The 13,967-nt window shown below is 55.3% G+C and carries 13 protein-coding genes and 1 riboswitch; all 13 genes read right to left on the reverse strand.

Annotation, left to right across the window (positions count from 1 at the left end; all coding sequences use genetic code 11):
* Positions 1-37 precede the first annotated feature (37 nt).
* From ribH to glyA, 13 genes are read right to left on the reverse strand one after another with little or no spacing between them, the layout of a single operon-like run.
* The gene (ribH, locus tag KKO72_RS04595) at positions 38-514 is read right to left on the reverse strand and encodes a 6,7-dimethyl-8-ribityllumazine synthase (RefSeq protein WP_214935898.1); all 477 of its coding nucleotides are present in this window, start codon (positions 512-514) and stop codon (positions 38-40) included.
* Between the two features lie 23 nt (positions 515-537).
* Positions 538-1,653 (reverse strand): bifunctional 3,4-dihydroxy-2-butanone-4-phosphate synthase/GTP cyclohydrolase II, encoded by a 1,116-nt coding sequence (ribBA, locus tag KKO72_RS04600; protein WP_214935899.1) that lies wholly within the window; start codon positions 1,651-1,653, stop codon positions 538-540.
* Positions 1,654-1,700: 47 nt separating this feature from the next.
* The gene (locus tag KKO72_RS04605) at positions 1,701-2,333 is read right to left on the reverse strand and encodes a riboflavin synthase (RefSeq protein WP_214935900.1); all 633 of its coding nucleotides are present in this window, start codon (positions 2,331-2,333) and stop codon (positions 1,701-1,703) included.
* Between the two features lie 58 nt (positions 2,334-2,391).
* Positions 2,392-3,498 carry a bifunctional diaminohydroxyphosphoribosylaminopyrimidine deaminase/5-amino-6-(5-phosphoribosylamino)uracil reductase RibD gene (ribD, locus tag KKO72_RS04610; RefSeq protein WP_214935901.1) on the reverse strand — a complete coding sequence of 369 codons (1,107 nt, stop codon included), beginning with the start codon at positions 3,496-3,498 and terminating at the stop codon, positions 2,392-2,394.
* 6 nt (positions 3,499-3,504) lie between these two features.
* The gene (locus KKO72_RS04615; protein WP_214935903.1) at positions 3,505-3,921 is read right to left on the reverse strand and encodes a type IV pilin protein; all 417 of its coding nucleotides are present in this window, start codon (positions 3,919-3,921) and stop codon (positions 3,505-3,507) included.
* Positions 3,922-3,926: 5 nt separating this feature from the next.
* Complete coding sequence (locus KKO72_RS04620) at positions 3,927-8,273, reverse strand: pilus assembly protein (RefSeq protein ID WP_214935906.1); 4,347 nt, start codon at positions 8,271-8,273, stop codon at positions 3,927-3,929.
* 30 nt (positions 8,274-8,303) lie between these two features.
* Complete coding sequence (locus KKO72_RS04625) at positions 8,304-8,849, reverse strand: PilX N-terminal domain-containing pilus assembly protein (protein WP_214935909.1); 546 nt, start codon at positions 8,847-8,849, stop codon at positions 8,304-8,306.
* Positions 8,846-9,982 (reverse strand): PilW family protein, encoded by a 1,137-nt coding sequence (locus KKO72_RS04630; RefSeq protein ID WP_214935911.1) that lies wholly within the window; start codon positions 9,980-9,982, stop codon positions 8,846-8,848. The genes KKO72_RS04625 and KKO72_RS04630 overlap by 4 nt, the downstream gene beginning before the upstream one ends.
* Positions 9,983-9,992: 10 nt before the next feature.
* Positions 9,993-10,475 carry a type IV pilus modification protein PilV gene (gene pilV, locus KKO72_RS04635; RefSeq protein WP_214935914.1) on the reverse strand — a complete coding sequence of 161 codons (483 nt, stop codon included), beginning with the start codon at positions 10,473-10,475 and terminating at the stop codon, positions 9,993-9,995.
* Positions 10,476-10,504: 29 nt separating this feature from the next.
* Positions 10,505-11,170: a GspH/FimT family pseudopilin gene (locus KKO72_RS04640; protein ID WP_214935917.1), complete on the reverse strand. Its 666-nt coding sequence runs from the start codon at positions 11,168-11,170 to the stop codon at positions 10,505-10,507.
* Positions 11,167-12,033 (reverse strand): glycosyltransferase family 2 protein, encoded by an 867-nt coding sequence (locus tag KKO72_RS04645; protein ID WP_214935919.1) that lies wholly within the window; start codon positions 12,031-12,033, stop codon positions 11,167-11,169. Before KKO72_RS04645 ends, KKO72_RS04640 begins: the two co-directional genes overlap by 4 nt.
* Before the next feature lie 50 nt (positions 12,034-12,083).
* On the reverse strand, positions 12,084-12,533 hold the full coding sequence (gene nrdR / locus KKO72_RS04650; RefSeq protein WP_214935921.1) for a transcriptional regulator NrdR: 450 nt from the start codon (positions 12,531-12,533) through the stop codon (positions 12,084-12,086).
* Between the two features lie 8 nt (positions 12,534-12,541).
* Positions 12,542-13,786 (reverse strand): serine hydroxymethyltransferase, encoded by a 1,245-nt coding sequence (gene glyA / locus KKO72_RS04655; protein ID WP_214935924.1) that lies wholly within the window; start codon positions 13,784-13,786, stop codon positions 12,542-12,544.
* A gap of 48 nt (positions 13,787-13,834) precedes the next feature.
* Positions 13,835-13,966, reverse strand: a riboswitch (ZMP/ZTP riboswitch).
* Between the last annotated feature and the right edge of the window lies 1 nt (position 13,967).

Consider the following 13,967-nt stretch of genomic DNA (forward strand, 5'->3'; position numbering starts at 1 on the left):
GAGACAGGTTTAAAGGGGCCGGGGTGGCTTGATTCACTCATGACAGACTTTCCAGCAGATTGGCCATTTCCACCGCAACGCGGGCTGCGTCGCGGCCCTTGTCGGTCTGGCGGGCCACGGCTTGTTCGAGGTTTTCGGTGGTCAGGATGGCGTTGGCAATGGGCACCTTGTAATCGAGCGCCACGCGGCTCACGCCTGCGCCCGACTCGTTGGCCACCAATTCAAAGTGGTAGGTTTCACCACGGATGATGCAGCCCAATGCAATAAGGGCGTCATATTTCAGGTTTTCCGCCAGGCCCTGCAGGGCCAACGGCACCTCCAGCGCACCGGGCACCTGCACCAGGGTGATGTTTTTCTCGGCCACGCCCATGGCCAGCAGTTCGCTACGGCAGGCTTGGGTCAGGGCGTTGGTGATGTCGGCATTGAAGCGCGCCTGCACGATGCCAATGCTGAGGTTTTTGCCGTTGAGGCGGGGGTCGGTGGCGTCGAGTGCGCCTTGGTCTGCAAGCTGCATGGTGTTGGGATCAAAAGTAAAGGTTAGGGCTTGACGTAGCCGACGATATCGAGGCCGTAGCCGGTCATGCTGGGCATGCGCCGGGGGGTGCCCATCAATTTCATTGAGCGCACACCACATTCACGCAGGATTTGTGCACCCACGCCGTAGGTGCGCAGGTCCAGGTGGCCACGTTCGGGGCCATGGCTGGCGCGTGCGGTGCCGTCAAACTGGGCCAGCAGCTGCGCGCCACTTTCGCCACAGTTCAGGAACACCACCACGCCTTTGCCCTCGGCAGCCACCCGTGTCAGGGCGGCTTCCAGACTCCAGGAGTGCATGGAGCGGTCTTTTTCAAGCGCGTCCAGCACCGACAGCGGCTCGTGCACACGGGCAAGCACCGCTTCGTCAGCCGCCCATTCCCCCATGACCAATGCCAAGTGCACACCGTGGGCGGTGGTGTCCTTGAAGGCATGGGCGGTGAACTGGCCAAACGCGGTGTTGAGCGGGCGCTGGCCCACGTGCTCCACCAGCGACTCCATACGGCTGCGGTGGTGGATCAGGTCGGCAATGGTGCCGATCTTGAGGCCGTGTTCGGCGGCAAACAGTTTCAGGTCGGGCAGCCGCGCCATGGTGCCGTCGTCTTTCATGATCTCGCAGATCACCGCTGCCGGGGTGCAACCCGCCATGGCAGCGAGGTCACAGCTGGCTTCGGTATGGCCGGCGCGGATCAACACACCGCCATCAACGGCCTGCAGCGGAAAGATGTGGCCGGGCTGCACCAGGTCAGCCGCCACCGCGTTTTTGGCCACAGCCGCCTGCACCGTGCGGGCGCGGTCAGCGGCCGAGATGCCGGTGGTGACACCTTCGGTGGCTTCGATCGAGACGGTGAACGCGGTGCCCATCTTGGTGCCGTTGCGCACCGCCATCGGGGGCAATTGCAGCAGTTCACAACGCTCACGCGTCATCGGCAGGCAGATCAGGCCACGGCCGTAGCGGGCCATGAAGTTGATCGACTCGGCGGTGACAAAGTCGGCCGCCATGATCAGGTCGCCCTCGTTTTCTCGGTCTTCTTCATCGACCAGGATCACCATGCGGCCAGCCTTGATGTCGGCCACGATGTCTTCAACAGGGGAAATGGCGACGGGTTGAGGAGTAGTCATAAAAAATAGGTTTGAATGCACAGAAAGGGTCTGTGCGACCAAAAAGACTAGGCAGCCAGCACCGCGCCTGGGCTGAGCATGCGCTCGACATAACGCGCAATCAGGTCAATTTCCAGATTAACGTGGGCGCCGCTGTGCAAGCTGCCCAGTGTGGTGTTCTGCAAGGTGTGCGGGATCAGGTTGATGCTGACCAAGCAGCCTTCAGCCAGATCCTGCACCTGGTTGACCGTCAGGCTGACGCCGTTGACCGTGATCGAGCCTTTGTAGGCCAGGTACTTGCCCAGTGCACTGGGTGCGCTGATCTGCAGAATCCAGCTCTCACCCACCTGCTCAAAGCGGGTGACTTGACCAATGCCGTCTACATGGCCAGACACCATGTGCCCACCCAGGCGGTCGTTGGCGCGCAAGGCTTTTTCCAGATTGACACCACCGATGGTATCCAGGCCAGCCGTCTTGCTGAGCGACTCCGAAGAGATGTCAACGGTGAACTGCTGCGCTGCGGTATTGAGCGAGGTGACCGTCATGCAGGCGCCATTGAGCGCAATGCTGTCGCCCAGCGCCACATCGTCGAGGTAATGGGCAGGGCAGTCCAGGGTCAGGCGTTTGCCGTGGCTGGCGGAGTCGCCCAAAGGCAAAACGGCAGAGATACGGCCAAGGCCGGTGATGATTCCAGTAAACATCGGCGTATTTTCGCAGGGAAACGAGCCAATGCCCAGAAACAGCGCTGTCAAACCTTGACTAAAAGACGTCTCGCCCCTGAACCCGGCCCAGCACACGCAGGTCCGGACCGACCATCTGGGTGCTCTGAAACACCAGCGGCAGCGCCTGTGACAGCTCGGTCAAAGGGCCAAAACTGGCCATATCCCGCCCCTGGCCCAGCAGCTTGGGCGCCAGGTAAATCAGAAACTCGTCCACCAGCCCGGCTTCCATCAAGGCGCCATTGAGCCGGTGGCCGGCTTCCACATGCAACTCGTTGATCTCCAGGCGACCCATGTCCTGCAGCATGGCTGCCAAATCAATCTGGTTGTGGCCGCCTGGCTGCTGGAACACCCGGGCGCCACGCGCCTCAAGTGCCTGAACTTTGTGATCATTTTGGCCTGTAGCCCAGATGTAAAAAGGGCGACCAGCTACAAAGAGATGAGCGTCCTGCGGCAACTCCAAACGACTGTCGACCAAGCCCACAGCGGGCTGCCGGGGGGTGTCGACCAGCCGCACATCCAATCTGGGGTTGTCGGCGCGCACGGTGCCCATGCCGGTGAGCACCGCACAGGCGCGAGCACGCCAGGCATGGCCATCGGCGCGGGCCTCGGGCGAGGTGATCCACTGACTGACGCCATTGCTCAATGCGGTTTTGCCGTCCAGCGAGGCGGCAATCTTGACGCGCACCCACGGAGTTTTGCGCACCATGCGGCTGAAAAAGCCGATGTTGAGTTCACGCGACTGCACCGCCAGCGGGTCATCGGGTGGCAACACCACCACCTCGATGCCAGCGGCCCGCATACGTGCAAAACCCTGGCCTGCTACCAGCGGGTTCGGGTCGGTGTTGGTGGCCACCAGCTTGGCAATGCCCGCGGCAATCAGCGCATCACAACACGGGCCGGTGCGGCCCTGGTGAGCGCACGGCTCCAGCGTGACATAGGCGGTGGCGCCCTGAACCGAGTGGCCTTGTGCGGCGGCGTCACGCAGCGCCATGATCTCAGCGTGGGGTCCACCAGCTTGCTGAGTGTGGCCCTGGCCCAAGATCTGGCCGTCCGGGCCGGTGATGACGCAGCCGACGCGGGGGTTGGGGGAGGTGAGGAGCAGTGCAGTGTGGGCCAAGCGCAGGGCCAAGTTCAAGGTGGGCATCGGCTGTCAACGCCAGCACTCTGCCGCAGAACTGGTGCCAGAGACACCCTTGACACCCGCTTGTGTGATGGACAGTGTGCCGCATCGGGTGTCACTGCTTTGGGCGCCGGACGGTGTGGCATTGATCGTGTAGGTGGTGGTGGTGGGTTGCGTGTTTGCAAATGCAAACACGTATGACCCAGCTAAGTCGTTATCACAGCTTGTTCTATCTGTTGGCAGGGCCACTGCATAAGACATCGCTGTGGCATATTGCCGCTCCATGAACTGGGCCATTTCCATCAAACAGGCACCCGCCGTGACGCGGCGCGTGCGCAACACGTGTTGTTGGTAACTGGGCAGCGCAATCGCCGCCAGAATGCCGATGATGGCCACGGTGATCATGAGTTCAATCAGGGTAAAACCTGCGTGGGAACGTTTGTGCATGTTGGTCAGTCTGTGATGATTTCGCGCCATGAAATACGGCCTTTTAGCGGTGTGACTCCAAAATTAGGCGGAATGTCCTCTACTGGATTATTGGGGTCGGTGCCACCCACAACCAGACGGTTGCCAACGAGCGTCACTCGACTCAGCAAACCAACACCAAGATCTATTGAGCCGATAACATAACCGGAAACAACATCGTTTTTAAAACTCTTGTTCTCATCAACATCGAGGATGCCAAGTGACGTCGCTGCGCCATTGAATGGGTTGATGACGTTGAGGTAACCCGAGCCGCCTGGAATGCATGGGTCGCCAGTGGCGGGGATGATGGAACTCGCCACCAACGCAGGCACAGCAAACTTGTAAAACATCGGTTCTGTGACGATTCGTTCGCCCGCAGGGTTTTCAAAGTCGATATACCAGCCTTTTTTTCCCACCATGTCGTTGGGCTCCGCCACTGAAAAGCCGCGAACAGGCTTGTTATCAAAAATACCAGTGATAGCAACGGACCTTTGTTTTAAGGCGGTTCGATCTGTGATGACCTCGTCCTCATCGATCAATCCATACCAACTTTGGACAGAGGCGTCAGCTGGGTCCACAGAGCGGAAATACGAGCCCGTTCCAAAAAAGACAAACCGTTTGCCCACATGGGGGTCACCAGCAACGGTGTCGGTGGCAAAGGTGATAGGCGAGGTGATGGGTTGTAGCTTGTTAGAAGTATCTTTGGCCACAAACAATGGTTTGCCGCTCAAACCGACAGACCAAGACGCCGTCGTTTTACCTCGAACATCAAACTTCCAGACGTTGCCTTTCAGATCACCTGCGTAGATGTAGTCAACCGTTCCGTTGCCATCGACATCCAAAACGCTGGGTGTGGCCAGGCCGTTGTCACCTGCAATGAGCGTGTCCAGCTTTTTGACGGTAGCTACCTTGCCATCGGTATCCAGCAGGAAGATGTACAAGACCGCTTTGCCACTGGTGCTGTTGTAGCCGTTGCCAACAATCACAGCCCCTGTGCCATTGTCGCCATAGTTCATCTTTGCATACACAGGGCGGCCTAGCATCAAGCCCAAATCCTGATCTGTGTTGGCATTGACTGCGGTGTCTTTGACACCATCGCTGATGGCGCTGCTGTCACCGGTGGGTGTGTATTCCCACAAAAAGTCGGAAGTGCCAAAACCTGTTGGCGTGGTGACATTCAACCCAAACAAACCTTTGCCACCGCGACCCAGTGTGCCAAACAACAGGCGTTTATCACCAGTTTCTGCCGTTTTGGGCGATACCACTACGTCGCCGTCCACCAAAAATTCATGGGTGTAGCCTGGGCTGGTCAAGTTCTTGAGCCGTGATACAACGGCAGACGGTATAAAACCAAAGATCTCACTGCCTGCTTTATGCAGCACATTGCCAGAGCTGTCTTTGACATCGCTGGCCCTGAAGGCGTGGAGCATGCCGTCGTTGGCGTTGACATACAACACATCATTGTCTTGATCAAAGAAGGGAGATGAGTGCACGATGTCACCCAGCGGTGCGACATTGACTTCAAGGCTGACGCGCTCGCGGAAGATGCCGGTACTGCCTTTGATTTCCTTGTCCCGCGAGCCACGCAGGTACGCAACCACATCTGAACTGTTGTTGGCAGAGCTGGAGTCAGCATCTAACAAAGCTTTGTCTGCAGATGGCAGCTCATTCCACACAAATGGTTTGGTGACGCCACTCGGTGTACGCACAAACAGTTTGCGGTCAGCTGGAGCAGGCATCCTATGCTGCGCCTGCCAAACCGGTGTGATGCTGAGACCCGCCGTGGTGATCGGGTAGGCCACCAGGTCGCCCGACCACTTGTTGGCGTCAAAACGGGCCTGAAAAACTTGTGTACTGGTGCTGTCGGTAATACTGGTACTGTTAGCGATGACATTGCTTGCGCTGGAACTGGCATTGAAGATGTTGTCAAAAGCGCTTTTGAGTGAGTCACGTAAATAAATCGGGTTTTGTACCAGGAAATAGTTGTCAGGAACACCATCCCCATTGGTATCCCATTCACTGGGCAAATCAGGTGTCTTGTTGTTACTGATGTCATTAAAACCACCCCACTTGGCGGCATACCACAATGGGTTTTGTAAAAACTGTCCTGAATCGCCTGTGCCAGATGTAAACACCTGTGTGCTTTTGGGATTGGCGCTGGTGAGCCCAGGCAGTCTTTTGCATTCGTCGGATGAAAGATTAGGTTCGTCTTGACAGTGGCGGGCATTCCTTCCCGGCGGAACATTCAAGAAGTAATTAAGAGCATCATTGGTATCCTGGGCCACCAGATAAATGCCATCCCGATTGGTGCCTGAGATGGCATAACCCACATTTTGATTGCTACCCGTGGTTCGTTGGGTCACTTCAACTTGGACAGTTGCCGTGTTATCGTCATTTTTCTTGATGGTGTACTCGGCAATGATATCCATGTCATAGTCATTGCCCTGTTCATCAGCTTCATAGTTGATCTTGAACACCATTTCTTTGGTGGGGCCGTTTAAGTCATCTTTGGTGACATAAAGATCAACAATTTGGTCAGTTGGTTGGTATTTTCCTTTCGTCCTGTCTGCAGAAAGGCCATTGATTGTTTTTGCGAATGGCACAATCTGAATTTTTTTGCCATTTACGGGTACCTCAAATTTGGGCAATGTAGAAGACAACGCCAGTATGAAGGTGTTCAAATTTTGAGTATCAGCAGCGTTGGATATATCATTAGTTTTGCCAAAATACGCAATGGCCGCTGCGTTGTAACTGCCTTGTTTGGTGGGTTCTTCAGGGGCCAGCCCCCGCACAGTCGAAAGTGAGGTGACCGTCTTGGGTGATGGTGCGTAGTCCAGGTTGGTGTTGGTAGACTGGCCGACAAATCGCAGACCTTTCACATCGGGCTCGGTGTCGCTGATTTTGGTTAACAAAGTGCTGGCGTCGAGACCACTGATGTCGCCAGTCAATGAACTAAAAGGTGACCCGGGGATTTGATCACCGTCGTAAGACGGGTACACATCACTCATGACCAGCATATTGGGGCGGGAACATCTCAGATTTCTGGTGATGCTGTCATCGGCACCAATGAATGGGTTATTCCATTTTGCCACCCTGGGTAAACCCAGGGCTTCGTCATGACTGCCGGAGGTATCAAATTCTGGTGTTGGACTGGATTTTCCTTCAAAATAGCGTAGACCTTCGTACATCATTTCTGCAACTGGGTTGCCCCAATCAACATACTCCCCTTCGCTCATGAGGCGTGTACGCAAACTGCTATTTCGATAAGCGTAGTCTGTTCTGTTGTTATTAAAATCTCGTATGCGAAGACGATTAAACGTATTGACAATAGTTGCGTCGGATTTGAATATCCCCGTGCTGGAGTCGACTTCGTCTTTGAAAGAAGAAACTTTTTTTCTGAGAACACCCCCCGACATATTATTGTTATAGCTGCCTGTCAACAGACCAAATAACATGGAATCGTTTTCCCCATAATCATGTAGCAATCCAACAGGTTTATATATGCTGCCGTATTGTTTGCAGTTTTCGTGAAAACTGGCGGTGCAAACTTTGACTTGTACTGTGTAGTTCTCGCGGGTGCCTCCATGGTTTCCGTCAAGCACTGGTGCGGCTTTGGACGCCCAGTCCCAAACGCGCAGATTGGAATTTTTTACCACTGACAGCAGTGGGGGTAAGTTGCTGCAAGTATCCGGATTTTTGCAGTTGGTCGTTGCATTGGCTGTCAAGTTTCCAAAAAAATGCCTTTTTGTATCGTCACTTGGTTGGCTCAGCGGTGTGTAGTCACTGATTTTGTAACCATCCACTGTTTCGCTGGTGTACTCCTTGGCCCAGGAGTGAGCATCTTGTGGAATGTAGGCACGACGCAATACTGTGTCCGTGTCGTTGTCAACCCAACGGTAACCGCCGTAAAGCACTTTGCGAAGTGAATCAATGCGACTGGTGGTTACGTAATTGAGCCAGTTGCCAGACCAACTGTTGGTGCATATATTCTTAGTACCTGCCGCTGCTGATGGCGTAAATACGCCGTCATTACCTTTGTCAACGCCGTTGTGGGTGTAACAGACCTTGGAATCAAACAGTCCGTAGTAGGTGATGCTGGGCTTAAAACGCAGGTCCAGTTTGCCATCACCATCCAGGTCACTGGCATCGTTGTAGGCTTCCACGAACAACTTGTGGTCCTTGCTGGCAATCAGCATCACCATCGGTGGTGTTTTGATCTGGGTAATCAGCGGATCAGTCGGAATGGTGACCGCACTGGACGCCAAAGCTGCCAGAGTTGCCATAGTGAGCGCGGCAGACTTGACACTCAGGGCTATGTAGTTGCTGTATCTCATGGCGACTCCTTCAAAGAGAGAGCTGTTCGGCTAGTCCGTGGCATAGATGGATTGCAGCATCACAGATGATCTGCTACCGGTGCCGTCGTTACTACGGGCGGTAATGCGGTAGCGTTTGCAGGTAATTCCTGAAGACGTTCCTTCACCAGGCTGACACTCGAAGTTCCCACCCAGATACTCCACAAAATACTGAGGTGTCACCGCCAGACTCCCAGAGCCGATGGGCAAGTCCAAATCTGTCCAAGATGCAAAAGTGCTTTCAAGCCAGCGTGGTGTGTCGGTTGCCGCTGGTGGTGCACAACTCATCAAGTTGGCCACTTTGCTGCAGCCAGCTGTAGGTGTTGGCTTTTTGGCTTCGATGAGTTGCTCAATCTCCCGCAAGGCGGCTTCAGAGGCTTGGAAGGCCAGACTTCTGTCCAGGCTATGGTTAGCCATTCTTTCTTCCTGGGTGATGCCACGAATGGCTGCAAGTCCCAGCAGCGTCACTATAACCAGCAAAATAAGGCTCACGATCAACGCCGCCCCCTGTTGGTGGCAGTGTTGTCCAAGAGACCGGCGGTGTTGAAGATGGTTCATGACGCCGGCTCAATAAAAGTGTCACGATTGCGCAGACCCACGATGTGTATCAGATGCCGCTGAATCGGGCTCTGGCTGCTACTGACGTTCTCTGTGCTTTGTAAAGTCAAATCGAGACGCACCGCAACGACCTGGGTCGTTAGGCTGTCATCCGCCCAGTCTGTGATTGAGCTGGCGGCGACCCAGTCATTGGCAAGAGCACCGGTGGTCCCATTTCTGGTCAGGTACGTGATCTGGAGGTCTTGCACATTGGGGATCATTTCATCCGGGTACATGATGATGGTTTTGCCGCCATTGCCTGAGCGTGTGATCTTGCTTCGGTACAACGATCGCTTGCCACCCTCAGCGTTGCCAACGTACCAAAAATACGAACCCAGTGGCGCCATTTTCAGCTCGGGCGTTTCGGCTCCGATTTCAAACTTCTTGGTGTTTGCGGGGCAGTTGGATGCCGGGGCTGTGTACGCTAAAAAATTGCTGCAGTTGATGTTTGTAGAGTCAGCTTGGTGGGAAATATTCATACCTTTGTTAGCCCCGCTCTTGGGTGAAAAATCATAGATCTGGAAAATGGCGGCGCTCTTGCCATCACAGACCAAGGCAATGTCGTTTTCCTGAAAGTTGGAGCCTGTTGCCAGAGCAAATTGAAAGTCAGCTGTGTCATGCGACACAACAGCAAAGTCACCTAAGTCTGCCTTGATCATCAAAACCGCATCGGTGCCCGAAACTCGCGTATTCGTTGTTGTGCCAAACGCTTTGATCCCTGTTTCATCCTGGGTGTTGTCATAACCACGCAGCGTGCCAGCGTTCCAGTTGGCCCAAACCGGTATCGCCCCAGATGAACGCAGTACATTAGCCACCAATTTGGAGCCACACGGGTTGTGTCCTGCCTCGCGAAGATCTCGCGCCATCAGGTCAAATGCCATACGGGCATTCTCCTGAATACGCATCAGGTTGTCATTGACTCTGGCGGTCTGGGTGGTGGAGACAAAGATGCTGAGCACGCCCCCGACAAGGATCAATCCCAGTACCAGAGACACCATCAACTCGATCAGAGTCAATCCCCGTTGACGACGTCGGGGCAAGGTGCAGTCACAGCGAACAAACGATCGCCTTGTTTTGGAATGGACATGGGTCATCAGATCAGTCCTAGAGTCTGGTGTTGGTGTCAACCATTTGAACCCCTAAGCCACCAGCACGGCTGTCGTCCCAGCGCACTTGGATACGACAGTCGCCCACCGCATCACACAACACGGCACCGCAGGTGGTGGTGTCGTCTGGATGGCCGACTTCGGCTTTGACGGCTGTGATCCAGGCCTTGAGGTTGTTGGCTGCTAAGCTTGTGCCAGTAACAGCGCCTGCACTGCAAATGGGTCCGATCACTCCTTGAGCGTTCAGCGCACCGGTGTTGTAGGCCAAAGCTTTGGCTTGGGCCTGGTCAACACGCATGGCATCCAGGATGTAGTAACTCATCACCACAGCCTGGGTTTTTTGCATGCTGCTTTGGTTGCCCTTGATGGCTCGCGCTTGTAGGGCCGCCATGCCTAACAGGCCAAAGCTGGTAACTAGCAAGGCCACCAGGATCTCGATCAGACTGGAACCACGTTGGTTTGGTAAATGGGAGGATGGCATAAGCACTCGCAAGAAAAGGCTTACTGGCTTCAGGTTGGCGCCGGGCAATTGGCAGCCACCCCCGTTGGTTTGACAATATTGACGCGTCCTAGAAAATTGATCACGATGTCGCGCGCACGGGTGTCGTTGGACAATGCCGATGAGGTGCTGCAGATACGGATCGTGCCTGCACCCGAGCCGCCGTTCATGAGCTTGGCCTGACCATCGGCACTGTAGGATACATAGGGCATGCTGCCTTTGGTTGCGATGACAAGTTGATTACTCAGGGCGGCAGCAACGGCGCTGATGGTTTCGTCGGCATCCGCATCAACATCGGCGTTGGCGTCACTGTGGTCGTTGTCGTTGAACATGATCCAGCCTTGTGACCATGCGCCCGATGTTGTGCATTGGACGCCGTCGGCGCTCATACACACGGTCACCCGCTTGCCACGGCGAATCGCGTCTGATCTGGCACGGGCAAAGGTGGCCACCAGATCGTTGGTGGTCGATGTCAAGTTGGAGGAGGCGATCATTCCCTGAAAGCTGGGCACAGCCAAGGTTGCAAGAATCGCCGCAATGGAGATCACCACCATCAGTTCAATCAAAGAGAATCCAGCCGATCTGTTCATAACATTGGAGTGTGCCGTCATAGATGGCTTGGGGTGCTGGTCAACTTGATGAATGGTGAATCTGGGGGGATCAGCGGTTGAACTCACTGGCCTGAGCGTTTCCTTTTTTTTAATACAACGGAATACAGATAGGCCCCCAATATTTCATTTTTTAAACTGAACCACCGGCCTTTCAGGATTTGGGCGAGAACATGCTTGAACGTTGGCCACAAGTAGGCCTTGCGTGTGGTTTTGTAATACAGGCCCAGGTAGTAGGCCGCACCACGTGATACATCGTATCGACGCAGAATTCTGTCAATGTCATGACCCCAACTGCGACCATGGTGGTGGTACACCACAGGTCGCGGGTCATAGGCCCCTCGATATCCATGGGCCGAGCAGCGAATCAGGGTAATGATGTCGTTGCCGCTGTTCAACGGGCTTCCGGGGCCGACTTCCGGATCGAACCCACCTATTGTTTCAATGGCTTCACGTGTGAAGGCGATTGAACAACCATGGATCATCCCGGTTTTGATGTAGCTATGAGCGTGGACATCTATCCGGTCTGGGCAGGTTTGAATCGTGATGGCTGCATTTTGAGGGTCAAACAGCAGGACCCGCCCACCCAGGAAATCAATGGGACTCTCAATAAAACACGCTCTGATTGTGTTCAGATAGTCAGGTTCCGGGTAGCAGTCGTCATCACTGAAGGCGATGATGTCGCCGGTGGCGTGTTGTAACCCTGTGTTTTGTGCATGTGAGACACCAGATTTGGGTTCGAAAAAGACCTTTCGGTGTTCTGGATCAAGTACGCAAAAATCTTCCAACAGCTTCTGACTATTGTCAGTAGATCCGTTGTTCACCAAAATCATTTCCCAGGGATCTGCTGTCTGTAGCTCAGACAACTTTTTCAGCGTTGTGTTGAGTTGGGGCGCGCGATTCTTTGTGCAGACAATGAGCGAGATTTTCATTGGAGACGAAGCATCTTGACTGCCACCCGCATGCGAACAACCTGGTACAACTAGCGTCCCACCTCATCCACCAGCGTCTTGAAGTCATCGATGTCTTCAAAACTGCGGTACACGCTGGCAAAACGCACATAGGCCACTTTGTCGAGCTTCTTCAGCTCGAACATCACCAGTTCACCAATGCGGGTGGACAAGACCTCGCGCAGGCCCAGGTTGAGCAGTTTTTCTTCGATGCGCTCCACGGCACCATCGACCTGCTCGGTGCTCACCGGGCGTTTGCGTAGCGCGAGTTTCATGGAGGCCAGCAGTTTGGCGCGCTCGTATTCGATGCGCCTGCCGTCTTTTTTGACCACCGCCGGAAAGTTCACTTCCGGGCGCTCGTAGGTGGTGAAGCGTTTGTCACAGGACGGACAGCGCCGTCTTCGTCGGATGAAGCCCCCGTCTTCAGACACCCGCGTTTCCACCACTTGGGTGTCCTGGTGGCTGCAGAAGGGGCATTTCATGCCGCTGCTCAGCCGTAGACCGGGAAGCGGGCGGTCAGCGCATTCACCTTCGCGCGTACCGCATCAATATGCGCGTTGTCCCTTGGATTATCTAGCACATCTGCTATCAGGTTTGCAGTGAGGCGGGCTTCTTCGTCTTTGAAACCCCGGGTGGTCATGGCTGGGGTGCCGATGCGCACACCGCTGGTGACCATGGGTTTTTCCGGGTCGTTGGGGATCGCGTTTTTGTTGATGGTCATGTGGGCGGCGCCCAGCACGGCCTCGGCTTCTTTGCCGGTGATGCCCTTGGCACGCAGGTCGACCAGCATGACGTGGCTTTCGGTGCGGCCGCTCACAATGCGCAGGCCACGCTCTGTGAGCGTTTCAGCAATGATGCGTGCGTTGGTCAGCACCTGTTGTTGGTAGACCTTGAACTCGGGTTGCAGCGCTTCTTTGAACGCTACCGCCTTGGCGGCAATCACATGCATCAACGGGCCACCTTGCAGACCGGGGAAGATCGCGCTGTTGATGGCTTTCTCGTGTTGTGCCTTCATCAGGATGATGCCGCCGCGAGGGCCGCGCAGGCTCTTGTGGGTGGTGCTGGTGACGATGTCGGCATGGGGCACCGGGTTGGGGTAGACACCGGCGGCAATCAAGCCCGCATAGTGCGCCATGTCGACCATGAAGATCGCACCGACATCCTTGGCGACTTTGGCGAAACGCTCAAAATCAATAGCAAGAGAGTAAGCACTGGCGCCGGCAATGATCAGCTTTGGCTTGGTTTCATGGGCCTTGCGTTCCATGGCGTCGTAATCAATGGCTTCGTTGGCGTCCAGGCCATAACTCACCACGTTGAACCATTTGCCGCTCATGTTCAGCGCCATGCCGTGGGTCAGGTGGCCGCCTTCGGCCAGGCTCATGCCCATGATGGTGTCGCCGGGTTTCAAAAAAGCCAGGAAAACGGCTTCGTTGGCGGATGCGCCGCAATGCGGTTGCACATTGGCCGCTTCAGCGCCAAAAATCTGTTTGACACGGTCAATGGCCAGCTGCTCGGCGATGTCGACAAACTCGCAGCCGCCGTAATAACGCTTGCCGGGGTAGCCTTCAGCGTACTTGTTGGTCAGTTGTGTGCCTTGTGCGGCCATGACGGCGGGTGAGGCGTAGTTTTCACTGGCGATCAGCTCGATGTGATCTTGCTGGCGTTGGTTTTCGGATTGGATGGCGGCAAACAGCTCGGGGTCGGTTTGCTCAATGAGAATATTGCGGTTAAACATGGCAGTCCTATAAGACTATGGGCCTGAGCGTCATCCAATGGATGACACCAGGGCTGCCCAGGCGAACGGCTAAACGCACAAGCCCAACGGACAGTGCGGCACGCTCCCCCGTGGTGTTCCCACATCGGCACCGCCAGACCCGTGCGGGCGGGGCGCCTATCGCCAGTTGCGTACCCGAGAG

Origin of the sequence: Rhodoferax sp. U11-2br (assembly GCF_018619435.1) — a bacterium.
Lineage (GTDB): Bacteria > Pseudomonadota > Gammaproteobacteria > Burkholderiales > Burkholderiaceae_C > Rhodoferax.